Raw genomic sequence first — 22904 nt, 5'->3', positions numbered from 1 at the left:
CACATGCGCAAAGCTTCGTTGGCGCTGACGAGAAGGCGCCCTAGATTGGCGGACTTCCAGACTTCGGCGCTCGCTGTTCCATGACTCACTTCCATCGCCGGCGCCTGCTGCTTTCGCTTCCGGCCCTCTGGCTCGCAGCCGGCCTGGCCGCAGCCGCCGACGACTATCCCGCCAGGACCGTGCGCGTCGTCGTGCCGTACCCTGCCGGCGGCGTCGCCGACAAGATCGCGCGCGAGGTCTCCGAGCAGCTGCAGCAGCGCCTGAAACAGCCCGTGGTGGTCGAGAGCCGCAGCGGCGCGGCCGGCAACATCGGTTTCGACCATGTCGCGCGGCAGCCGGCCGACGGCTACACGCTGCTGCTGGCGCCGGCGTCGAACCTCACGGTGCAGCCGGCCCTGTTCAAGCAGCTGAGCTACGACCTGGCACGCGACTTCACGCCCGTGTCGCTGCTGGTGCAGACGCCGCAGGTGCTGCTCGTGCATCCCGCGCTGCCGGTCGGCAGCGTGCAGGAGCTGGTCGCCTATTCGAAGAAGAACCCGGGCAAGCTCAACTATGGCGTCAGCGTCGGCGCCTATTCCCATCTCGCCGGCGAGCTGCTGCGCAGCCGCACCGGCGCCGACTTCACCGCCATTCCCTACCAGGGCAGCGCACCTGCGCTCAACGACCTGCTCGCGGGCCAGACGCAGTTCATCTTCAACGAGGTGGTCACGGCGATCCCGCATATCCAGGCCGGCAAGCTCAAGCCGCTCGCCGTGGCCTACCGCACGCGTGCACCCTGGCTGCCCCAGGTGCCGACCACGGCCGAGGCCGGCTTCGCGGATTTCGAGGTGACCTCCTGGTACGGCATCGTCGCGCGCAGCGGCACGCCGAAGGCGGTGGTGGACCGGCTCGCACGCGAGCTCCATGCGATCGTGCAGGCGCCCGAATTCAGGAAGCGCTACGACGAGATCGGCGCGTTCACCGTCGGCAGCACGCCGGAGGAATTCGGCCGCTTCATCCAGAGCGAAACCGTGCGGTGGACGGCGGTGGTCAAGCAGGCCGGGATCGAGCCGCATTGAGCAACGAGGCCCTTTCCCCCGGCGAACTGCAGGCGCTGCTGCTCGGAAGCGCGGAGCTTGCGCTGCTCGACGTGCGCGAGGCGCGCTGGTTCTGCGACGCGCATCTCAACCTCGCGCGGCTGGCGCCGCTCTCCACGCTGGAGCTGCAGATCGGCGCGCTGGTCCCGCGCCGCACGACCGAGCTCGTGGTGTGCGACGAGGCCGATGCGCAGGAGGGCCCGGCCGCGCGCGCGGCCGCGCTGCTCGAGCGGCTCGGCTACTCGCGCGTGCGGCGTCTTGCAGGCGGCTTGAACGCATGGCGCGCGGCAGGCCTGCCGGTCATCGACGGCTATGCCACCCTGGTCAAGGCCTTCGGCGATCTCGCTCGCCTGCACTACGGCACGCCCACGTTGTCGCTGGCCGAGTTCGAAGAACGCCGGCGCACGGGGCAGCCCATCACGCTCATCGACGCGCGGCCGCGCGAGGAGTACGACTTCCTCTCGATCGAAGGCGCACGCAACTATGCGGGCACCGAGCTGGCGCTGCGGGCCTTGCACGCGAACGAGCCCGGTCACGTGTGGGTGGTCAACTGCTTCAGCCGCACGCGCGGCATCGTCGGCGCCACCACGCTGCGGCTGCTGGCCGGCGGCGACCAGGTGGTCTTCCTGGAGGACGGCGTGATGGCCTGGGGACTGCGCGGCGGCCCGGTGGTCGAGAACGCGCAGCCCGTCGACGACATCCCGGCCGAGCCGCCGGAGCTGCTGCGCGCGCTGGCCGACCGGCTGATCGCGCGCCACGGCCTGTCCGTCATCGATGCCGAAGGCCTGGCGCGGCTGCAGGCCGACCGGGACCGGACCCTTTATCTGTTCGACCTCCGGCCTTCCTCTTCCCCAGCGAACGGCGTGCGCCATGTTCCCGGCGGCCAGCTGCTCATGCACTTCGAGAATCTCGTCGGCACGCGCAACGCGCGCATCGTGCTGATCGACGAGCCGCATCGGCTGCGCGCGGCCGTGACCGCGTTCTGGCTGGCGCAGCTGAACCAGGCCGAGGTCCACGTGCTCGCGGGCGAGCTGCCGGTGCTGCCTCCGACACCGGAACAAGCGGAGCCGGCGAACGATGGCCTCGCGCCCGATGCGCTCGCACGGCTGATCGCGCGCGGCGAGGCCGAGCTGGTGGACGTCGGCCCCAGCCTCGACTACGAGAAGCGGCACCTGCCGGGCGCACGCTTCCTGTTGCCCGCTTCGCTCGCGCCGCTCGAGCCTGTGCTCGCGCCGGGCCGTACCGTGGTCTTCAGCTCGCCCGACGGCGCCGCCGCCCGTCTCGCCGCGCGCGACGCGAGACAGCGCTGGCCGGCATCGGCCTTCGCCTGGCTGGCCGCCGGAACAGACGCCTGGGCTGCCGACGGACGGCCCGTCGAGGCGTCCTATGCGCCGCAGCAACTGCTGACGCCCTTCGACGACGACTGGGGCTCGGTGATGCGCATTTCCGGCCCGCGGCGCGACGAGGTCTGGACTGACTACCTCGAATGGGAGCGCGGCCTGAGCCGCCGTGTGACCGAGGATCCCGCGGTGCGCTTCCGCTTCTTCGTGTGAACCTCAGCGAAGGGACCGTACAGTCACCTCGACCGCACTCACCCGGCCTGCGCTGCAGGCCAGAACAGCAGCGCGCGCAGCTCGATGCTGCGGCGCGGCGGCGCGTCGGGTGCGTCCGCCGGGTTCTCGAACGCAGTGTGCGCGGTCAGGCGCGCGGTGCTATCGGCCAGCGAGTCGTAGATCTTCAGCAGCAGCACTTCGTCGGGACGCAGCTTCGGGAACCAGTACCAGCGATGCGCGGGGTTGTAGGTGAAGGAATAGGTTTCGCCAACCTTGTCGCGATAGACCAGGTCGCTCGGCACCAGGTCCTCCAACGCGATCGAGCGCGCATCGCACAGCGCCAGCGGCAGGCGCTCCACGGTGGCGAGCGGCCGCCAGAGATTGACGATGGCGAAGCGGTGCTTGAGCCGCTCGGCGGCCTCTTCGGGCGACAGATGGTCGCGCACGCGGCGCGGGCCGGAGACGAAGGTCTGGTCGTTGTGCACGCGGCGAACCGGCTCGCGCAGCGACGCGGTACCGCGCGAGCCGCGCGCACTGTCGCGCAGGGTGTGATCGAAGACCACCACCTTCTCGGCGCCGGTGGCCGTGCGCAGCAGCTGTTCCGATTCGGGATAGTAGATCGAGCGGATCGCTGCTCCGTCCGAGAAGTCGGCGAGGGCGCTGCGGTGCGCGAGGTGCTGGAAGCCGCTGCGATCGAGCGACAGCTCGCCCAGCGCGGCAAGCGGGCGGCCGTCGCGGATGGTCACGCGCTGCGGCTCCAGCGCGCCGGTCGTCCACGGCAGGCCGTCCGGCGGCTCGAAGGTGTAGCTGACGGGGCGGCCTTCGCCGGCCTTCAGGTAGTTGAGTTCGGCCTTCACGGACGGCAGCGTTTCGGACGACGGCCAGTCATTCAATACGGCACTCATGACATTCACCTCGACGTTGGCTCGAAGGAACGGAGGCTATCCCGGCTGCCGTCGCCGACCAACGAAGGAAAAGCGATATGGTTATCCGCTTCGTGTGCGCGGGGCGATCCGGTCGCGGGATGGCTGCCCTGTGCGGATGCAAAGTGCATCAGATAACTCGCAATCCTTCTTTGGCAAGCGTCTCGCCTCTTTGCAGAATGCGACGGGTGAAGCAGATCGTCCATGTCTCGCCGGCCGAACAGGTCCGTTGCGTTCTTGCCGTCACGGCGGTGTTGTGGCAGGTGAGCGGGCCCCCTGTGCGCGATGCGGCCGTCCGCGTCACGCCGCTGCACAACAAGCGAAGCGCAGCGCCGGGAAAGAGTCCGCTACTGGATGACGCCGCACCGCCGGACCGCGACCGCCTGGAGGACGCGCTTGCGCAGAGCTGGCGCTGGGCGGTCTGAGCCGCTGCAGGCGATCGCCGGGCGCCCTCTGCCTAGACAGAATGGCTTGAGCCGTTAGGAGGCCCGTCTCCGGGACTATCGTGGGTTGCGCACCGTGGGTGCGCCGAGCCACAACGCTGGACCCCGAGGGGCGGACAGCGTGCAACGTGCAAGGAGACGGGCCATGAGTCAATCTACCACCACTGCGGCCACCATTTACGTTGGCCTGGACGTCCACAAGGACAGCATCGACATCGCCCTGGCCGAGGCCGGCCGTGACGGCGAAGTGCGCCATCTGGGCGCGGTTGCCGGCGGCGTCGTTGCCGTCACCAAGGCCCTGCGCCGCCTGGTCAGCCGGGGCCATTGCCTACATGTCGTCTACGAAGCGGGCCCCTGCGGCTTCGTGCTGCAGCGCCACCTCGCCGCGCTGGGCTACCACTTCTATGAGGGCTCGTCTGTCAAGCCTTTTTGATCAACGGATCGATGAGCTGTATTTCATGGCGACACCTGTTGTGTTGCTGAGCGAGGCGTGGGCACCGGGTGATGCATCCCTGATCCGAGGTCGGGGCATGGCGAACGTTCGAGCCAGTTGCTCGGACGAACTTCTATCCGTGCAGGGCGTGGACACCTTGCACCTCATGCTGCATGCGCGCGAAGCGTACTGGCAAACCCCGGTTACCGGCGCGCCCCATCTGCTGAGACGGTCACTTCTATGCAGTGACCCGTGGTAGCCGCGGGCGCGCCGACCTTTGATCATGATGATGCGTTCCTTGACCGCCTTGCGTTAATAACGAGGCTGCTCGGGACTTCAAGCAGCAGCCGGCTTGAGCGAGGCCCCGGCCGGGATCTCGCCGTACTGCAGATAGCGCCACAAGGCGATCGCCAGTTTTCTCGCGAGGGCCACGATGCCGATGCGTCGCATGCGCTTGCCGCCTGCGCCGAAACGCCGGTTGAACCACTGACTCAGGGCGCTGTCAGGCTGATAGCGCAACCAGCTCCACGCCAGCTCCACCAGCAAGGTGCGCGCTCGCTTGTTGCCGGCCTTGCTGATGCCTTGCTCGATCTGGCTGCCGCCGCTGTCATACGGTGTCGGTGCCAACCCCAAGCAGCCGGCCAACTCGCGACGGTTGGCGAAGCGCCGCCAGCCAAACACCTCCTTGACCAACACCCAGGCGCCCCTGGGCCCGATGGCGCGCAGCTGAGCCAGTTGCGCCACCAGGGGCTGCTTGCCATCGGTCAATTCCTGGCGCCGCTCGGTCTCCAGCACCTTGACCTGCTGCTTGACCAACGCCAGCCGCGCGCTCTCGCGCTCGATCTCGGCGCGCAAGACAGGTGGCACCTGCTCGCCATGGCGCGCCCACCAGCGCGCCCAGTCGCGTCCGCCGATGATGACGTGCGGGCGCAGGTTGTGCAGCACCAGCAGCGAGCCGATGCGGTTCATGTGAGAGGTGCGCTCCTGCGTCAACCGGGCGAGCTCGCGATGCATGCGGCGCGCGTCTTCGTCCTCGGGCGTGGGCTCATGCACCACCGACCACACGCGCTCGCCGCGATGGTGGCGCAGCAGCATCGCCAACAGCTTGTCGCCATCGATCCGGTCGGTCTTGGCCCGCCGGGCGTGTCGGTTCACCTCGATGCTGGAGGAGTCGACCACGATGTTGTCAACACCCTGCTCGATCAGCCAGCGGTGCAGCCACCAGCCGTCGCGTCCTGCTTCATAGCACGAGTGCACCTTGGCCTGCGGCTCGAGCTTGCAGCGCTCCCGGACCTTGTCGATGCAGTGCGCAACTGCGGCCGTGTCGCCGGCGTCAACGTTGTATCGGCTCGGGCCGTGTCGGCCATCGCTCACCGTCACCTTCCAGGACTTGTCGCCGAGCTCGAAGCTCATGTGCAGGTCGCCCGCGATCGCCGTATCCTTGCCTTGTGGGACTGTCTGGGTTGTCGACATACCATCTCCTTCGCACAAAGAGGTTGGGAAGTTCCGTTCTAGCTCAACGGATCTAACTCGGGGAGTCCCACATAGCATCTGCGAGGTGGTAGCGCCCTCGTCCATCCCCAAGCGCTCGGGCGACCGGGTGAAGACCGACCGCCGTGATGCATTGATGCTGGCGCGCCTGGCGCGCGCGGGTGAACTCAGTGCGGTGCGCGTGCCCGACGCCGTGGACGAGGCGCTACGCGACCTGGTGCGAGCGCGAGAGGATGCCGTGCGCGAGCAGCGCAACGCGCGCCACCGGCTGAAGGCGCTGCTGCTGCGCAGCGGCGTGGTGTACTCGGGCAAGAGCGCCTGGACGGCGGCGCATCTGCGCTGGCTGGCCAGCCTGGCGCTGCCGCACGCCGCGCAGCAGATCGCCTTCCAGGAGTACCTGCACGCGGTGAGCGAATCGGGAGCACGCATCGCAAGGCTGGAGCAGTCGCTGCGCGATGCGTTGGCGGGTTGGTCGCTGGCACCGGTGGTGGCCGCGCTTCAAGCACTGCGCGGTGTGCAGCTCATTGCCGCGGTCACGCTGGTGGCCGAGATCCAGGACTTCCACCGCTTCGCCAACCCTCGCCAGTTGATGGCCTACCTGGGCCTGGTACCCAGCGAAGCCTCCAGCGGCCAGCGCCGCCGCCAGGGCGCCATCACCAAGGCCGGCAACTCGGCGGCGCGGCGCATGCTGGTGGAGGTGGCGCATCTGTACCGCTATCCGGCAAGAGTCAGCGCAGACATCGCCAAGCGCCAGGCGGACCTGCCCAAGGCCGTGACCGACATCGCCTGGACTGCGCAATTGCGACTGTGCACGCGCTTCAAGAGGATGAGGGCGCGGCACATGCCGCACAACAAGGTCGTCGTGGCCATCGCGCGCGAACTCTCCGGGTTCGTATGGGCCATTGCGCGCGAGGTGACGCCGCCACCGGCGGCCTCGACGTGAAGCCACGATGACATGCACACATCACCAAGGAGGCGCCCTATCGAACAACCATCTTGAGGCTGGATCGGGAACGCGGCGCAGCCACGGCCACAGGGGAATCCTCGGGAGCGCTATTGCACAGCCACGCCAGTGACCGACCGCAGACCCTAGAAAGCAGGCAGCCCCGCGACGAACACATGAACTGTCGGTAGCCAATCCACGCATATCAGCATGATCAACCGTCGCTTACGCACTCGGGCTCCGTCGCGTTCCCCATCCGGCATTCACGAAAGATTCTGCAATCCGGCACCCGGAGGGTTCGGTTCGCCCTCTTGACAGGATCAAGCCATATCAGCGCTGCTGCCCCCAGCGCCGCACCGTCAGCCGCTCCAGCGTCGCGAAGCCCAGGTTCTCGACCGCGAGGCCGATCAGCACCACCATCGCGAGGCCCGCAAACACGCGATCGGTGTAGAGCTCGTTGCGATTCTGGAAGATGTACCAGCCCAGGCCGCCCTGACCCGACGAGGCGCCAAACACCAGCTCGGCCGCGATCAGCGTACGCCACGCGAAGGCCCAGCCGATCTTGAGCCCTGAAAGAATCGAGGGCAGCGCGGCCGGCACCAGGATCTGCAGCACATAGCGCAAGCCCTTCAGGCCGTAGTTGCGCCCGGCCATGCGCAGCGTCTCCGGCACGCCCTGGAAGCCGGCATAGGTGTTGAGCGCCAGCGGCCACAACACCGAATGGATCAGCACGAAGACCAGGCTGCCGCGGCCGAGGCCGAACCACAAGAGAGCCAGCGGCAGCAGCGCGATCGCCGGCAGCGGGTTGAACATCGATGTCAGCGTGTCCAGCAAATCGCGCCCGAGCCGCGTCGACACCGCGAGCGTGGTCAGCACGAAGGCCAGCAGCACGCCGGCCAGGTAGCCCTGCAGCAGCACGGCCAGCGAGATGCGGACCTTGGCCAGCAGTTCGCCGCTGGCCAGGCCCTGCCCGAGCGCCTGCACCGTGGCGCCGAAGGTCGGCAACAGCAGGTCGTTGTCCTGCCAGCGTGCCGCCAGCTCCCACAGGAGGGCAAGCGCGCAGAGGATCAGGCCCTTGCGCAGCCAGCCCTGGGCCCAGAGCCGGGTGGCCGCGGGCAGCGGACGCTCGACGGGCAGGGCGGTGAAGGCCTCGAGCGGGCGTTCGTACTCGGGCCGGATGGGTGGATGAGCTGTCGTCATGCTGCAGTAGCTTCTTCTTCGAACAGCAGGTGGTGAATGCGCTGCGCAGCGGCCTGGAATTCGCTGCCGCCCAGGCTCGCCTGCGTGAAGCCGTGGCTGTTGATCTCGGCGCGCATGCGGCCCGGATGCGGTGACAGCAGTGCGACGCGGTTGCCGACCACCAGTGCCTCTTCGATCGAATGGGTGACGAAGAGCAGCGTGAAGCGCACCTCCTCCCAGAGCGCGAGCAACTCTTCCTGCATCTTGCGGCGCGTGAGGGCGTCGAGCGCGGCGAAGGGCTCGTCCATCAGCAGCACGCGCGGCTGCATGGCGAGCGCACGCGCGATCGCCACGCGCTGCTTCATCCCGCCCGAGAGCTGATGCGGATGCACGTCAGCGAAGCGCGCGAGGCCGACCTTGGCCAGGTAGTGCAGCGCGCGTTCTTCGGCTTCCTTGCGGCCCAGCGTGCCGGAGGCGCGCAGCGGGAACGTCACGTTCTGCTTGACCGTCTTCCACGGCGGCAGCTGGTCGAACTCCTGGAACACCACGATGCGGTCCGGCCCCGGCTGCGCAACGCGCCGGCCGTCCAGCCGGATCTCGCCCTCGACCGGATGGACGAAACCGCCCACGGCCTTCAGCAAGGTCGACTTGCCGCAGCCCGAGGGACCGAGCAGCACGAAGCGGTCGGCCTCATGTACGTCGAAGCTCACGCGATGCGTGGCACGGACCACGCGCTCCGGTGTGCGGTATTCGAGGCTCACGCCGTCGACCTGCAGCAGCGGATCGAGCCCGGCTCGCTCCGCGGCGCCGGACGAGGCGGCCGGTGCCGGTCCGCGCAAGGGCGCCTGCGACAAGCCATGGCGCAGGACGAGACCTGCCGTCGAAGACATCGTTTCAGTTCCCTGCCGCGTTCTGGGCGTCGTCGAAGAAGTAGTCCTTCACGGAAGCCGGCTTGTTCTTGATGGCGCCCACGCGATGCATGAACTCGGCCAGCACGTAGGTGTTCTGCGGCGTGGTCTTGAACTGGACCTCAGGGTTCTTGATGATCTTCAGCAGCAGCTCGCGATCGATCTTCGCGTTGCCGACCTTGAGGTAGATGTCGGCCGCCTTCTCGGGATTGGCGCTGACGAATTGCGCGGCTTCGTTGAGCGCATCGATGAAGGCGCGGTAGGTCTTCGGGTTCTCGCTGCGGAACTTCTCGGTGGCGTAGAGCACGGTGGCCGAGGCCGGTCCGCCGAGCACCTGGTAGGAGTTCAGCACGATGCGCGCGTTCGGGTTGCCTGCGAGCTCCTGCTCCTGGAAGGGCGGGTTGCCGAAGTGGCCGGTGATCTCGGTACCGCCCTTGATGATGGCCGCGGCCGCATCCGGATGCGGCACGGCCACGCTGATCCTGTCGAGCCGGTTGAACTCCTTGTCGCCCCAGAGCTTGGCCGAGGCCAGCTGCAGCACGCGCGACTGCACCGAGACGCCCACCGCGGGCAGCGCGATGCGGTCCTTGTCGGTGAAGTCGGCGATCGACTTCACGTTCGGGTTGTTCGTGACCAGGTAGTAGGGAAAGTTGCCCAGCGAGGCGACGCCGCGCACGTTCTGCTTGCCCAGCGTGCGGTCCCACAGCGTGAGCAGCGGGCCGACGCCGGCGCCCGCGATCTCGATGTTGCCCGACAGCAGCGCGTCGTTGACCGCCGAGCCGCCCGAGAGCTTGATCCATTCGACCTTGGCGTCGACGCCGGCGGCCTTGGCGTGCTTCTCGATAAGCTTCTGCTCCTGCGCCACGTTGAGCAGCAGGTAGACGATGCCGAACTGCTCGGCGATGCGGATGCGGCCCTCGGCGTGGGCGGCGAGGCTGCCCAGGGCCAGGCCGAGGCCCGCGATCAGCGCGGCGGTGGTGCGTGTGAAACGGTTCATTCTTCTTGAAGGTCAGAAAGGCGTGTCGCCCTGGATGGTGGTGCGGTAGAGCTTGCGTCGGAGTTCGTCGGGCGTGCCCGCGGCGAGGTGCATCAGCGAGCGGTTGTCCCAGAACACCAGGTCGTGCGGCGCCCAGCGGTGGCGGTAGACGTACTCGGGCTTCACGCTGTGCGCGAACAGCTCGGCCAGCAGCGCATCGCTTTCGTCCTGCGGCAGGCCGACAATGCGGGTGGTGAAGTGCTCGCTGACGAAGAGCGCCTTGCGCCCGGTTTCGGGATGGGTGCGCACCACGGGCTGAATCGCGGGCGCAACCTTGTCGATCTGCGCCTGCGAGAGCTTGGGGCGCCACGGATTCTTGGCGCGCAGCTCCTCGTACTTGGCGAGGTAGCTGTGCTCGGCCTTCAACGGCAGGATGCGCTGCTGGAGCTCGGGGCTCAACCCTTCCCAGGCCAGGTGCTGGTCGGCAAAGAGCGTGTCGCCGCCCTCGCTCGGCAGTTCCTGCGCATGCAGCAGCGAGCCGAGGCTGGGACGGGGCTTGTAGGAGATGTCGGAATGCCAGTAGGCGCCGGCGTCGCCGAGGCCGAGCGGCTCGCCGTTTTCCTTCTTGATGTTGGAGACGATCAGGATCTCGGGATGGCCCTCGAGATGAAACTGGTGCAGCACATGGATTTCGAGCGGGCCGAAGCGGCGGCTGAAGGCGATGTGCTGGTCCGGCGTGATCTGCTGGTCGCGGAACACGAGCACGTGGTGGTCCAGGTGCGCGCGATGGATGCGCGCGAAATCAGCCTCGTTGATCGGCTTTCCGATGTCGAGGCCAACGATCTCGGCACCCACGGGCGCTTCGAAAGGACGAATATCGAAACGCTGGACAGTTGTGGAACGCGACAGGACGGCCGGCATGAAGAAGACATCTAGAGCGAAGGCGAACTGGCGACTCTAGGTGCCCGGTCCGCTATCGACAACGAACGATTCTTCGCTTGCTTATGAGCAATCTGTCTGAGGCGACTGCGCGGCGAAGGAGTGCCGTCGACTTGGCGCGGAGATCCTGGAAGCGCCAGTCGAAGCGTCCTACTGCAGGAAGCTGGGCTTGGCATAGCCCTGGAACCTTGCGTCGACCACTGCCTTGTATTCCTTCGAGTGATAGGCCTCGCTCAGGTCCTTGGCCCAGGGCGCATCCTTGTCTGCACGCTTGACGGCCACCACGTTCAGGTAGTGGTCGGGGGTCTTCTCCAGCGCCACGGCTTCGGTCAGCTTGAGGCCCGAGGAGATCGCGAAGTTGCCGTTGACGATCGCGTACTCGGTGTCGCCGAGCGAACGCGGCAGCTGCGCGGCCTCGAGCGGGATGAACTTGAGCTTCTTCGGGTTCTGGTCGATGTCCTTTTCGGAGGCGCGGATCGGATCGATGCCGCTCTTCAGCGTGATGAGCCTGTTCTGTTCGAGCAGCACCAGCGCGCGCGCCAGGTTGCTCGGGTCGTTGGGCAGGGTCACGCGGTCGCCGTCCTTCACCTCGGCCAGCGACTTGCGCCTGGTCGAGTAGACGCCTAACGGCGCGATCGGCCCCTGCACGAGTTCGACGATGTCCAGCTTCTGGTCGGCCGAGAACTTCTTCAGGTAGACCGTGTGCTGGAAGAAGTTGGCGTCGAGCGAACCCTGTGCCAGCGCGAGGTTGGGCTGCACGTAGTCGTTGAACTCGACCAGCTTCACCTTGTAGCCCTTCTTCTCGAGGATCGGCACGATGCCAAGCTTGAGCTGGTCGATGTTGGAGCCGGCGGTGCCGCCGATCACGAGGTTTTTCTTGGCGTCCGCCTGCGCCTGCGCGCCGAGCGCGAGTGCGGTCAGGGACAGGGCGATAACGGTGCGGCGCAGCAGGAATGCTTTTTTCATGAGAGTGCGAGAGAGGAAAGAGAAAAAGGGAATCAGCGCTTGTCGAGACGGCGCGCAGCCGTGTTGCCGACGAACTGGAGGAGCTGCACCAGCACCACGAGCAGTGCCACGGTGAGCACCATCACGTCGGTCTGGAAGCGGTAGTAGCCGTAGCGGATGGCCAGGTCGCCGATGCCGCCGCCGCCCACCACGCCGGCAATCGCCGAGTAGGAGAGAAAGCTCACCGCCAGCACGGTGAGCGCGAGCACCAGGCCGGATCGCGCCTCCACCACCAGCACGCGCCAGACGATCTGCAGCTCGCTCGCGCCCATCGCATGCGCGGCCTCGATCACGCCGCGCGGCACCTCGCGCAGGCACTGGTCGACCAGGCGCGCGAAGTACGGAATGGCGGCAAAGGAGAGCGGTACCGCGGCCGCGAGCGGCCCGATCGAGGTGCCTGCGATGAGGCGCGTGAAGGGCACCAGCGCCACCAGCAGGATGATGAAGGGGAAGGAGCGCACGGTGTTGACGAGCCAGTTCAGCACCAGGAAGGCCGGCTTGTTGTCCAGCGACTGGCCGGGCCCGAGCAGAAAGAGCAGCACGCCCAGCGGGCCGCCGAGGAGCACTGCGGCCGACAGGCCGATGCCCAGCATCAGGAAGGTCTGACCGGTGGCGGTCCACAGCTCGGGCAGGATGGCGGAGATGTTCTCAGGCATAAGCCAGGCCTCCTGTCGCAGGCTGCCGCTGCGCGTGTTGCGGCTGCGCTGCGAGCGTCTCGCGCTCGCGCCGGCGCACCAGCGCATCGATCTCGCGCCCCAGCGCGGTCCGGCGCTCGACGCTCGGGGCATCGACGGCGAACTGCTCGATCAGCCGGCCGTTCTCGAGGATCGCGACCTGGCGGCAGAGCACCTCGACCACCGGGAGCTCGTGCGTGACGATCACGATCGTGACGCCGATCTTCCGGTTGATGTCACGCAGCGTTTCCAGCAGCGCGCGCGTGGTCTCGCTGTCGAGCGCGGAGGTCGGCTCGTCGCACAACAGCACCTGCGGCCGCGGCGCCAGCGCACGCGCGATCGCGACGCGCTGCTTTTGCCCGCCCGAGAGCTGCGCCGGATAGCTGTCGATCTTCTCGGCCAGGCCCACCAGTTCCAAGCATTCGCGCACGCGCGCATCGATTTCGGCACGCGCGTGGCGACCGTGGATCCTGAGCGGGAAGGCCACGTTGTCGAAAACGGTGGCGTTCTGCAGCAGGTTGAACTGCTGGAAGATCATGCCGATGTTCTGCCGCGTGTCGCGCAGCTCGCGGCGCGAGAGCGTGGTGAGGTCGCGGCCGCCGACGAACACCTTGCCCGCATCGGGCCGCTCCAGCAGGTTGATGAGGCGCAGCAGCGTGGACTTGCCGGCGCCACTCTTACCGATCAGGCCGAACACCTCGCCTTCGGGAATCTCGAGCGAGAGCGAATGCACGGCATCGAAGACCTGGCCGTTGGGCAGCGCAAAGGATTTCTGGACGGATTCAAGACGGATCACGGGCGGCTTCTTGTTCGCCGCGTCGGAGGGAGGGCTGGTCATTGCGCTTCAAAAAGCTGCCGAGTATGCGAAGAGGCGAGCTCGAAGGGAACGAACAAATAGTGGGTTGCTTATGCACACCGGTCCGTCGAAGAACGGATATCGACATGCGGCTTTCTTCGTTCCGTCGCGCGCCATGCAATGGCACATTCGCGCTCCCTTGTATTTCGCACACATCGACATGCTTTCTTCGCTCCGCCGCCGCACCGCCCTCGCTGCCATTGCAACGCTCGCCGTCCTTCCCGTCCACGCGCAGGACAAGAACACCCTCAAGGTCGGCGTCTCGGTCGGCAATGCCGAACAGGTCTTCGAAGTGGTCAAGAAGGTCGCCGCGCGCGACGGACTCAAGATCGAGGTGGTGGTGTTCAACGACTACCAACTGCCCAATGCGGCGCTGGCGGCCGGTGACCTCGATGCCAATGCCTTCCAGCACCAGCCCTTCCTCGACAACCAGAACAAGGCACGCGGCTTCGACATCGTGCCGGTGGGCCTCACGATCACGGCGCCGCTGGGCTTCTATTCACGCAAACTCAAGTCCATCGACGCGCTGCCCGACGGCGCCTCGGTGGGCATCCAGAACGATCCGTCGAACGGCAACCGCGCGTTGCTGCTCCTGCAATCGGCCAAGCTCATCACGCTGAAGCCCGAGGCGGTGAAGAACAACAACGCGACGCCGCTCGACGTGGTCTCGAACCCGAAGAAGCTCAAGCTCGTGCCGCTCGATGCCGCGCAGCTGCCGCGTTCGCTCGACGACCTCGCGATCGCCGCCATCAACAACGACTACGCGGAAAAGGCAGGCCTCTCGCTCGCCAAGGACGCCGTCATCAAGGAATCGCCGCAGGGCCCCTACGCCAACCTGATCGCGGTGCGGCGCGCCGACAAGGACAAGCCCTGGGCCAAGCGCCTGGTGGCCGCCTACCAGTCGCCCGAGGTCAAGGCCTTCATCGAGACCCAGTTCAAGGGCTCGCTCGTACCAGCGTTCTAGACGCCACACGAGCAATCCAGGGCAGTGCCGCCGCCGCGGACCCGAGCGAACTGGCCAGTGCATGGACCTGGCGGCGAGAGCGCCAAGCCTGGAATCTGCATATCGATAGCTGAAATGCTTCTAGCAGCCGCGGGTGTAAAGGCCCGCCCAGGCGACACATTCGTGGTCTGGCATTTTTTTCCAAACGCGAGGCGATTTCGTGAAGCTCTTCTGGTTCTTGCCGACCCACGGCGACAGCCGCTACCTCGGCACCGCGCATGGCGCGCGCAGCGTGGACCACAAATATCTGAAGCAGGTGGCGCAGGCAGCCGATCAGCTGGGCTACGAGGGCGTGCTGATCCCGACGGGCCGCTCCTGCGAGGACTCCTGGGTAGTTGCCTCCTCGCTCGTTCCATTCACCGAGCAGCTCAAGTTCCTGGTGGCCATCCGGCCGGGCGTCATCTCGCCGACCGTCTCGGCGCGCCAGGCCGCCACGCTCGACCGCTTCTCCAACGGGCGCGTCCTGATCAACGTGGTGACCGGCGGCGACCCCGACGAGCAGCGCGGCGACGGCAGCTTTCTCTCGCACGCCGAACGCTACGAGGTCACGACCGAGTTCCTGCGCATCTGGCGCGGCGTCGCTGCAGGCGAGACCGTGAACTTCGCCGGCAAGCACCTGCGCGTGGAGAACGCGAAGACGCTGTACCCGTCGGTGCAGAAGCCCTATCCGCCGCTGTGGTTCGGCGGCTCCTCCGATGCCGCGATCGAACTCGCGGGCGAGCAGGTCGATGTTTACCTCACGTGGGGCGAGCCGCCGCAGGCCGTCGCCGAGAAGATCGCCAAGGCGCGCGCCGCCGCGGCCTGGCATGGCCGCACGCTGCGCTTCGGCATCCGGCTGCACGTGATCGTGCGCGAGAGCTCGGAGGCCGCCTGGCGCGCGGCCGACAGGCTGATCTCGCACCTGAGCGATGACACCATCGCGGCCGCGCAGAAGGCCTTCGCACGCTTCGATTCGGTCGGCCAGCAGCGCATGGCCGCGCTGCACCAGGGGCGGCGTGATCGGCTCGAGGTGTCGCCCAACCTGTGGGCCGGCGTCGGCCTGGTGCGAGGCGGTGCCGGCACGGCACTCGTGGGCAGCCCGGAGAAGGTCGCGGCGCGCATCGAGGAATACGCGGCGCTCGGCATCGACACCTTCATCTTCTCCGGCTATCCGCACCTTGAAGAGGCCTACCGTTTCGCCGAGCTCGTGTTCCCGTTGCTGCCGCTGGCGCGCATGCACCCGCCAGGGCAGGCCAACCTGACCGGTCCGTTCGGAGAGGTGATCGCCAATGACATCGTCCCGTCCGCGCGCGCCGCCGCCTGAGGCATCGCTTCTCCAGTTCTTCTTCTCTTCTTCTCATCTCGCCATGGCTCACAAACTCAAGATCGTCGCCGTCTCCGGCGGCCTGCAACGTCCGTCGCGCACGCTCGCGCTCGTCGAAGAACTGCTGGACGGCCTGACCGACGCCTGGCCCGCCGAGACCCGGCTGATCGAGCTCAGCCAGTTGGTGCCGAAGTTCGGCAACGTGCTGCAGCGCGGCCAACTGCCGGCCGAGGTCGAGCAGGCGCTCAAGGATGTGGAGTCTGCCGACCTGCTGCTGGTGGCGAGCCCGATCTACCGCGGGTCGTACACCGGGCTCTTCAAGCACTTCTTCGACTTCGCCCACCACGAATCGCTGATCGACGTCCCGGTGCTGCTCGCAGCCACCGGGGGCAGCGACCGCCACGCGCTGGCGATCGACCACCAGCTGCGCCCGCTGTTCAGCTTCTTCCAGGCGCATACCCTGCCGATCGGCGTCTATGCGACCGACAAGGAGTTCGAGAACTACCGCATCAGCAGCGAGGCGCTGCGTGCGCGCATCGCGCTGGCGGTCGAACGTGCGTTGCCGGTGCTGCGGCAACGTGCCCACACGCCGGTCGCGGTGCCTTCCCTCGCTCTGGCCTGATCGTTCCGTGGCCGAGCACGGGATTACGGGCCTGCCTGATCCGCCGCTGCTGGAACTGGGCGGCCTGTCCGTGGCCTTTCCCGGTGGCCGAGCGGCGGTGGACGCGCTCGACCTGCGCATCGCCGCCGGCGAGACGCTGGCGCTGGTGGGCGAGTCGGGCTGCGGCAAGTCGACCACCGCGCTGGCCGTGCTGCGTCTGCTGCCGCGGCAGGCGCAGCTCTCGGGTGCCGTGCGCTATGCCGGCCGCGACCTGCTGGCGCTGAAGGAGCGGGAGCTCGTCGCTCTGCGCGGGCGCGAGATCTCGATGATCTTCCAGGAGCCGATGAGCTCGCTCAATCCGCTGCACACGATCGGGCAGCAGGTGGCGGAGGCGCTGACGCTGCACCAGCCGCTCTCGAGGGCCGCCGCGCGCGCGCGTGCGATCGAGCTGCTCGAGCGCGTCCGGCTGCCGGAGCCGCGGCGCCGCTTCGACGACCATCCGCACCAGCTCTCCGGCGGGCAGCGCCAGCGCGTCATGATCGCGATGGCGGTCGCATGCCATCCGCGCCTCCTGATCGCCGACGAGCCGACCACGGCGCTCGACGTCACCATCCAGGCGCAGATCCTCGGCCTCATCGACGAGCTGCGCCGCGAGCTCGACATGGCGGTGCTGCTCATCACGCACGACCTCGGCGTGGTCGCGCAGTGGGCCGATCGCGTGGCCGTGATGCACGGCGGGCGCAAGCTCGAGGAGGGGCCGACCTCGGCGGTCTTCTCGGCGCCGCGCCACGCCTACACGCGCGGCCTGCTGGGCGCCTCGCTGCACCTCGATCCTTCGCTGCACTACCGCGGCGCGCGGCTCGCTGAAGTTCGCGCGGACGGGCAGGGCGGCTTCGCGCTCAAGCGTTCGCCGGTGCGCGCGCAAGGCAGCGCTGTCGCCGATGCGGCAGCCGCAAAGCCGTTGCTCGCCGTGGAGGGACTGCATGTCGGCTACCCAGGCGCCCACGGCACGGTGCAGGCGGTGCGGGATGTCTCGCTGTCGATCGGCCATCGCGAGACCGTCGGCCTGGTGGGCGAATCGGGCTGTGGCAAGTCCAGCCTCTCGCGCGCCATCGTCCGGCTGGTGCCGGCGCAGGCCGGGCGTGTAGTGCTCAACGGGCGCGACCTGCTCGCGCTGCCGCCGCGCGAACTGCTGCCTGAGCGCCGCCGGGTGCAAATGATCTTCCAGGACCCGTACGGTTCGCTCAACCCGCGCCACCGCGTCGACGACATCCTGCATCACGCGCTCGCCATCCATGGGCTGCGCGATCGCGGCGAACGCGAGCGCCGCATCGTCGCCGTGCTGGACGACGTGGGGCTCGGCGGCGGCGCGCGGCGCCGCTATCCGCACGAGTTCTCTGGCGGACAGCGCCAGCGCATCGGCATCGCCCGTGCGCTGGTGCTGCGGCCCGAGCTCGTGATCTGCGACGAGCCGGTGTCCGCGCTCGACGTCTCGATCCAGGCGCAGATTCTCAATCTGCTGGTCGACCTCAAGGCCGAATACGGCCTGGCCTACCTGTTCATCTCGCACGACCTGTCGGTGGTGCGCTACATCGCCGATCGCGTGCTGGTGATGAACGGCGGGCGCATCGTCGAATCGGGCGATCACGAAAGCATCTGGAAACGCCCTCGACACCCTTACACGCGCAGCCTGCTCGCGGCCGTGCCGGGTCGGCGCCGCGAAGAAGCGTCGGCCCGGATCGACGAGCCGGTGCTGCAGGCCGCGTGAGCGCCTCTTGTTCTTTTTCTGTTGCCCGAAGGACTCTCTCATGACGACACCTTTCAACGACGATGCCGTGCGCCACGAGCTGCGCCGCCGCCAGCTCTTCAGCCTGACCGGCGCGCTGATGTCCAGCGGCCTGCTGGGCAGCCTCTATGCGGGGGATGCGGCAGCGATCACGCAGGCCCTGCCCAACACCGAGCAGGGCGCCCAGCGCGGCGGCACGCTGGAGGCCACCGTGCATCCCGAGCCGCCGACGCTGGCCTTCTTCATCAATACCTCCACGCCCGGGCGCACCGTGGTCAGCAAGATCTTCGACGGCCTACTCGACTACGGGCCGGACCTCAAGCCCAGGCCGCAGCTGGCCGAGAGCGTGGACGTTTCGGCCGACGGCCTCACGGTGCGGCTCAAGCTGCGCAAGAACGTGCTGTGGCACGACGGTAAGCCCTTCACCGCGGCCGACGTGAAGTTCTCGGCCGAGGAGGTCTGGCGCAAGCACGCGCCGACGGCACGCCGTGTGTTCCAGCACCTGAGCAAGGTCGAGGCGCCGGACAGCCACACGGTCGTGCTCACGCTCGCCAAGCCGACGCCGGTGATCCTCAATGCGCTCGACGTGGTGGCCGCGCCGGTGCTGCCGAAGCACCTGTACGAGGGCACCGACATTCCCAACAACCCCTATAACAACAAGCCGGTGGGCACCGGCCCCTTCGTCTTCAAGGAGTGGGCGCGCGGCAGCCACATCGCGCTGGAGCGCAACGACCGCTACTGGGCTCCGGGCCTGCCCTACCTGGACAAGCTCACCTTCAAGATCATTCCCGACGTGGCCGGCCGTGCCACCGCGCTGGAAACCGGCGCCATCCAGTACGGCGAGCGCAACCCGGTCACCTTCGCCGATGCCGACCGCCTGGCCAAGTCGCCGAACCTGGTCGTGAGCACCGAGGGCTACAACGGCTTCGCCGGCTGGCTCTGGCTGATCCCGAACCTGCGCGATCCGGTCATCGGCAACATCAAGGTGCGCCAGGCCATCCTGCACGCGATCAACCGCGACGCGCTGGTCAAGACCGTGTGGGGCGGCTACGCGTCGCCGGCGACCGGGCCGGTGTCCTCGCTGCTCAAGACCTTCTACACCCAGGACACGCAGCAGTACCCCTTCGACCGCAAGAAGGCCGAGGCCCTGCTCGACGAAGCCGGCTATCCGAAGAAGGCCGACGGCTTCCGCTTCAAGCTCGACCACGACTTCATTCCCTTCGGCGACGACTACCGCCGCACCGGCGAATTCGTGCGCCAGGCGCTGCGGGCCGTTGGCATCGACGTCAATCTGCGCGCGCAGGATCTCGCGAGCTGGACCAAGAACGTCTTTGCCGACTACAACTTCCAGCTCGTGAGTTCCTGGGGCATCAACTGGCAGGACCCGCAGATCGGCGTCGAGCAGCACTACTGGTCGAAGGCCGAATCGAAGGGTACGCCGTGGCAGAACGCCTCGGGCTATGCGAGCGCCGAGGCCGACCGGCTGCTGGAAGCCGCGCAGGTCGAACGCGATGCGGCCAAGCGCGTGCAGCTTTACCAGTCATTCCAGAAGCTCGCGCAGAAGGACCTGGCGCTCCTGAACCTGTTCGAGTTCCGCTGGTTCGGCGTCTGGGACAAGCGGCTGCGCAACGTCACCGACACCTTCGATCACAGCCAGAACAACTTCGCGCGCGTCTGGTTCGAGTCGAAGGCATAGGACGCGGATGACGAAGCGGATCCTGCGGCGGCTGCTGCAACTGCTGGGCGTCGTGCTCGGCACCGCGGTGCTGAACTTCGCCCTGCTCAAGGCGATGCCCGGCGACCTGGTGGACGTGATCGCGAGCGAGAGCGGCAGCGTCTCGGCCGAGTACGTGGCGCAGCTGCGCCAGATGTACGGCCTGGATCGCCATGCGTTCGATCAGTTGTTGAGCTACCTGGGCCGCATTGCGCAGGGCGACCTGGGCTTTTCATTCCGCTTCGGCGAGCCGGTGCTGGGCCTGGTGCTGCACCGGCTCGGGCCCACGCTGGCGCTGGTAGGGGTGGCGTTGATGGCGTCCGTGATCGCCGGCGTTCTGCTGGGCGTCGCCTCGGCGCGTCGCCCGCATGGCGTGACGGACACCGTGCTGTCCGCGCTGGCCACGCTGGGCTATTCGGCGCCCATGTTCTGGACCGCACTGATGCTCATCGTGCTGTTCGGCGTTCATCTCGAATGGCTGCCCATCGGCGGCTTGAGCGACGTGAGCGCGGGTCACCGCGGCCCGCGCCTGTGGCTCGACTATCTGCACCACCTGGTGCTGCCGGCACTCACGCTGTCGATCTACTACGTGGCCGTGTATGCGCGGCTTGCACGCGCCTCGATGATCGAGACGCTGGCCGAGGACTACATCCGTACCGCCCGCGCCAAGGGCGCGCCGGAAGGCCGCGTGATCTTCGGCCATGCGCTGCGCAACGCCGTGGTGCCGGTGCTCACCATGCTGGGCCTGCAAAGCAGCGCGCTGCTGGGCGGCTCGATCGTGGTGGAAACGGTGTTCGGCTGGCCCGGCCTCGGGCAACTGTCGTACGAGGCCATCAAGAGTCGCGATATCCCGGTGCTCTTGGCCGTGCTGCTGTTCAGCGGCATCCTGGTGGTGCTGGCCAACCTGCTGGTAGACGTGGTGCAGGCCCGGCTGGACCCGCGCGTGCGCTTGCATGCGTCGGCGGGGAGCGCCGCATGAAGCGCTGGTACCTGCAGCCCTCGATCCTGATCGGCGGCTCGATCCTGCTCGCGGTGTTCGCTGCCGCGCTGCTGGCGGGCACGCTGTATCCCGGCGATCCGCTCGACATGGTGGGCGCGCCCTTCGTCTGGCCCGGCACCGATGCCGAGACGCCGCTGGGCACCGACCTGATGGGCCGCGACCTGGCGGCAGGATTGCTGCACGGCGCACGCGTCTCGCTGCTGGTGGGCGTGTCGTCCGCCGTCATTGCGCTGGCGATCGGCATCGCGGTGGGGGCGGCCGCGGGCTTCTACCGCGGGCGCGTCGATGCGGTGTTGACGCGCATCACCGAGTTCTTCCAGACCATCCCGGCCTTCCTGCTCGCCATCATCCTCGTGGCAGTGCTCAAGCCCACGCTGGGCACCATGGTGTTCGCGCTGGGCGTGACCTCGTGGACCAGCATCGCGCGGCTGGTGCGCGCCGAGTTCCTGTCGCTGCGTGAGCGCGAGTTCGTGCGCGCCAGCGTTGCGCTCGGTGCGAGCGATGCGCACCTGATCTTCCGCGAGATCCTGCCCAACGCCTGGACGCCGGTGATCGTCTCCACCGCGCTGCTGGTGGCCAACGCCATCCTATCGGAGGCGGCCCTGTCTTTCCTGAGCCTGGGCGACCCCAACGCGGTGAGCTGGGGTTCGATGATCGGCCTCGGGCGCGACGCATTGCGCACCGCCTGGTACATGACCGCGATCCCGGGCCTGGCCATCGTGCTCACGGTGCTGGGCCTGAACCTGCTGAGCGACGCGCTGCATGCCGCGCTCAACCCGCGCCTGCGCCGTGCGCGCCAGGCCACGCCGCTGGTCTAGTGGCCTTCTTCCTTCCCCGATACGGCACCTCCATGTCCCATTCGCCTTTTCCAGACTCATCCGCCGCGCGCTTGCCGCGCACCCTCGACCCCGCGCGCGTGCAGCGCATCGAAAGCGATGCCGAAGCGCTGGCTGCCGCGCACTGCCTCGCGGCCGAGTTCGCGCCAGGCGCTTCGCAGCGCGACCGCGAGCGCCGCCTGCCCTGGGACGAGCTCGATCGCTGGTCCGAAAGCGGCCTGGGCGGCATCACCGTGCCGCGCGCGTACGGAGGCGCCGACGTGTCCTACGCCACGCTGGCCGAAGTGTTCGTGATCCTCTGCGCGGCCGATCCCGCGCTGGGGCAGATTCCGCAGAACCACTTCGGCGTGCTGGGCGTGCTGCGCGAAGTCGGCAGCGAGGAACAGAAGCGCCGCTTCTACGGCGAGGTGCTGACCGGCCGCCGGCTGGGCAACGCCGGGCCGGAGCGTGGCTCCAAAACCATCCTGCACGGTGCCACCCGGCTCACGCGCACGCCCGAAGGTCTGCGCCTCACCGGCCGGCGCTTCTATTCGACCGGCGCACTGTTTGCGCACCGCATTCCAGCGCGCGCACTGGACGACGAGGGCCGCGCCGTGCAAGTGTGGGTGCCGCGCGATGCGCCGGGCGTCGCCGTGATCGACGACTGGTCGTCCTTCGGCCAGCGCATCACGGCGAGCGGCAGCGTGGTATTCGACGCGGTGCCCATCGACGAAGATGACATCCTGCCGATCTGGCAATTGGCCGATCGGCCCGGCCTGTTCGGCCCCGGTTCGCAGATCATCCAGGCCGCGATCGACCAGGGCATCGCCCAGGCCGCCGTCGCCGACGCGGTCGCCTTCGTGCGCGAGCGTGCGCGGCCCTGGGTCGACTCGGGGCTCGAACATGCCGCCGACGATCCTTACATCATCCAGGACGTCGGCCGCCTGCAGATCGACCTGCACGCCGCGCACGAGGTGCTGTTGGAAACCGGGCGCGCGTTCGACGAGATCGCCACACAGCCGGTGACCGCCGAGTCCAGCGCCCGCGCCTCGGTGGCCGTGGCCGAGGCCAAGGTGCTGACTACGCAGATCGCGCTGGAGGCGAGCGAGAAGCTGTTCGAGCTGGCCGGCTCGTCTGCCACGCGTGCGCAGCACAACCTCGGCCGACACTGGCGCAATGCGCGCACCCACACGCTGCACGACCCGGTGCGCTGGAAGGCGCACCTGATCGGCAACTACCACCTCAACGGCATCCTGCCCCCGCGGCATTCCTGGAACTGAAGC

General features: G+C 67.8%; 22 protein-coding genes. 13 read left to right on the top strand and 9 right to left on the bottom strand.

Annotated features, from left to right (window positions below; translation table 11 throughout):
* The first annotated feature begins 80 nt into the window (after nt 1-80).
* Together ACSQ89_RS38815 and ACSQ89_RS38810 are read left to right on the top strand one after the other, a co-directional pair.
* Nucleotides 81-1058 carry a Bug family tripartite tricarboxylate transporter substrate binding protein gene (locus ACSQ89_RS38815; protein ID WP_436297469.1) on the top strand — a complete coding sequence of 326 codons (978 nt, stop codon included), beginning with the start codon at nt 81-83 and terminating at the stop codon, nt 1056-1058.
* On the top strand, nt 1055-2629 hold the full coding sequence (locus ACSQ89_RS38810) for a rhodanese-like domain-containing protein (protein WP_436297468.1): 1575 nt from the start codon (nt 1055-1057) through the stop codon (nt 2627-2629). Before ACSQ89_RS38815 ends, ACSQ89_RS38810 begins: the two co-directional genes overlap by 4 nt.
* 38 nt (nt 2630-2667) lie before the next feature.
* Here ACSQ89_RS38810 and ACSQ89_RS38805 read toward each other — a convergent pair whose 3' ends face one another.
* Nucleotides 2668-3534, bottom strand: a complete 867-nt coding sequence (locus tag ACSQ89_RS38805; RefSeq protein ID WP_436291180.1) for a CmcJ/NvfI family oxidoreductase — start codon at nt 3532-3534, stop codon at nt 2668-2670.
* Nucleotides 3535-3740: 206 nt separating this feature from the next.
* Between ACSQ89_RS38805 and ACSQ89_RS38800 the strand changes: the two genes are divergently transcribed.
* Both ACSQ89_RS38800 and ACSQ89_RS38795 read left to right on the top strand, forming a co-directional pair.
* On the top strand, nt 3741-3977 hold the full coding sequence (locus ACSQ89_RS38800; RefSeq protein ID WP_436297467.1) for a hypothetical protein: 237 nt from the start codon (nt 3741-3743) through the stop codon (nt 3975-3977).
* A 163-nt stretch (nt 3978-4140) separates the two neighbouring features.
* Nucleotides 4141-4428, top strand: coding sequence for a hypothetical protein (locus ACSQ89_RS38795; protein ID WP_436297466.1), 288 nt, complete (start codon nt 4141-4143; stop codon nt 4426-4428).
* Between the two features lie 336 nt (nt 4429-4764).
* Here the strand turns inward: ACSQ89_RS38795 and ACSQ89_RS38790 are convergent, their stop codons facing one another.
* Nucleotides 4765-5901: an IS110 family transposase gene (locus ACSQ89_RS38790; RefSeq protein ID WP_436297465.1), complete on the bottom strand. Its 1137-nt coding sequence runs from the start codon at nt 5899-5901 to the stop codon at nt 4765-4767.
* Between the two features lie 85 nt (nt 5902-5986).
* Here ACSQ89_RS38790 and ACSQ89_RS38785 point away from each other — a divergent pair, with 85 nt between their 5' ends.
* Nucleotides 5987-6862: an IS110 family transposase gene (locus ACSQ89_RS38785; protein ID WP_436297464.1), complete on the top strand. Its 876-nt coding sequence runs from the start codon at nt 5987-5989 to the stop codon at nt 6860-6862.
* A gap of 330 nt (nt 6863-7192) precedes the next feature.
* On the opposite strand, the gene ACSQ89_RS38780 is transcribed toward ACSQ89_RS38785, so the two are convergent.
* The 7 genes from ACSQ89_RS38780 to ACSQ89_RS38750 all read right to left on the bottom strand — a co-directional run bounded on the left by ACSQ89_RS38780 (nt 7193) and on the right by ACSQ89_RS38750 (nt 13381).
* Entirely contained in the window at nt 7193-8062 is an 870-nt protein-coding gene (locus ACSQ89_RS38780; protein WP_436297463.1) for an ABC transporter permease, read from the bottom strand.
* The gene (locus tag ACSQ89_RS38775; RefSeq protein ID WP_436297462.1) at nt 8059-8931 is read right to left on the bottom strand and encodes an ABC transporter ATP-binding protein; all 873 of its coding nucleotides are present in this window, start codon (nt 8929-8931) and stop codon (nt 8059-8061) included. Before ACSQ89_RS38775 ends, ACSQ89_RS38780 begins: the two co-directional genes overlap by 4 nt.
* A 4-nt stretch (nt 8932-8935) precedes the next feature.
* Nucleotides 8936-9946, bottom strand: a complete 1011-nt coding sequence (locus ACSQ89_RS38770) for an ABC transporter substrate-binding protein (RefSeq protein WP_436297461.1) — start codon at nt 9944-9946, stop codon at nt 8936-8938.
* Nucleotides 9947-9958: 12 nt separating this feature from the next.
* Nucleotides 9959-10846 carry a TauD/TfdA dioxygenase family protein gene (locus ACSQ89_RS38765; protein WP_436297460.1) on the bottom strand — a complete coding sequence of 296 codons (888 nt, stop codon included), beginning with the start codon at nt 10844-10846 and terminating at the stop codon, nt 9959-9961.
* A 168-nt stretch (nt 10847-11014) separates the two neighbouring features.
* A complete protein-coding gene (locus ACSQ89_RS38760) occupies nt 11015-11830 on the bottom strand; it encodes a MetQ/NlpA family ABC transporter substrate-binding protein (RefSeq protein WP_436291175.1) in 816 nt (271 codons plus the stop codon).
* Nucleotides 11831-11862: 32 nt separating this feature from the next.
* Entirely contained in the window at nt 11863-12525 is a 663-nt protein-coding gene (locus ACSQ89_RS38755; RefSeq protein ID WP_436297459.1) for a methionine ABC transporter permease, read from the bottom strand.
* Nucleotides 12518-13381 carry a methionine ABC transporter ATP-binding protein gene (locus tag ACSQ89_RS38750; protein ID WP_436297458.1) on the bottom strand — a complete coding sequence of 288 codons (864 nt, stop codon included), beginning with the start codon at nt 13379-13381 and terminating at the stop codon, nt 12518-12520. Before ACSQ89_RS38750 ends, ACSQ89_RS38755 begins: the two co-directional genes overlap by 8 nt.
* A gap of 178 nt (nt 13382-13559) precedes the next feature.
* On the opposite strand from ACSQ89_RS38750, the gene ACSQ89_RS38745 reads away from it, so the two are divergent.
* The 8 genes from ACSQ89_RS38745 (at nt 13560) to ACSQ89_RS38710 (ending at nt 22901) form a co-directional block, all read left to right on the top strand.
* Complete coding sequence (locus tag ACSQ89_RS38745; RefSeq protein ID WP_436297457.1) at nt 13560-14363, top strand: MetQ/NlpA family ABC transporter substrate-binding protein; 804 nt, start codon at nt 13560-13562, stop codon at nt 14361-14363.
* Nucleotides 14364-14562: 199 nt separating this feature from the next.
* Nucleotides 14563-15705, top strand: a complete 1143-nt coding sequence (gene ssuD, locus ACSQ89_RS38740) for an FMNH2-dependent alkanesulfonate monooxygenase (protein ID WP_436297456.1) — start codon at nt 14563-14565, stop codon at nt 15703-15705.
* A gap of 43 nt (nt 15706-15748) precedes the next feature.
* Nucleotides 15749-16327, top strand: coding sequence for an FMN reductase (msuE, locus tag ACSQ89_RS38735; protein ID WP_436297455.1), 579 nt, complete (start codon nt 15749-15751; stop codon nt 16325-16327).
* Between the two features lie 7 nt (nt 16328-16334).
* Nucleotides 16335-18074: an ABC transporter ATP-binding protein gene (locus ACSQ89_RS38730; protein ID WP_436297454.1), complete on the top strand. Its 1740-nt coding sequence runs from the start codon at nt 16335-16337 to the stop codon at nt 18072-18074.
* A 40-nt stretch (nt 18075-18114) separates the two neighbouring features.
* Nucleotides 18115-19788: an ABC transporter substrate-binding protein gene (locus ACSQ89_RS38725; RefSeq protein ID WP_436297453.1), complete on the top strand. Its 1674-nt coding sequence runs from the start codon at nt 18115-18117 to the stop codon at nt 19786-19788.
* Nucleotides 19789-19795: 7 nt separating this feature from the next.
* Nucleotides 19796-20785 carry an ABC transporter permease gene (locus ACSQ89_RS38720; protein ID WP_436297452.1) on the top strand — a complete coding sequence of 330 codons (990 nt, stop codon included), beginning with the start codon at nt 19796-19798 and terminating at the stop codon, nt 20783-20785.
* Nucleotides 20782-21624 carry an ABC transporter permease gene (locus ACSQ89_RS38715; RefSeq protein WP_436297451.1) on the top strand — a complete coding sequence of 281 codons (843 nt, stop codon included), beginning with the start codon at nt 20782-20784 and terminating at the stop codon, nt 21622-21624. The genes ACSQ89_RS38720 and ACSQ89_RS38715 overlap by 4 nt, the downstream gene beginning before the upstream one ends.
* A gap of 32 nt (nt 21625-21656) precedes the next feature.
* The gene (locus tag ACSQ89_RS38710) at nt 21657-22901 is read left to right on the top strand and encodes an SfnB family sulfur acquisition oxidoreductase (RefSeq protein WP_436297450.1); all 1245 of its coding nucleotides are present in this window, start codon (nt 21657-21659) and stop codon (nt 22899-22901) included.
* Nucleotides 22902-22904 lie beyond the last annotated feature (3 nt).

Origin of the sequence: Variovorax sp. LjRoot175 (genome assembly GCF_964253805.1) — a bacterium.
GTDB lineage: Bacteria > Pseudomonadota > Gammaproteobacteria > Burkholderiales > Burkholderiaceae_C > Variovorax.
This window is presented reverse-complemented; position numbering and strand designations above follow the sequence as displayed.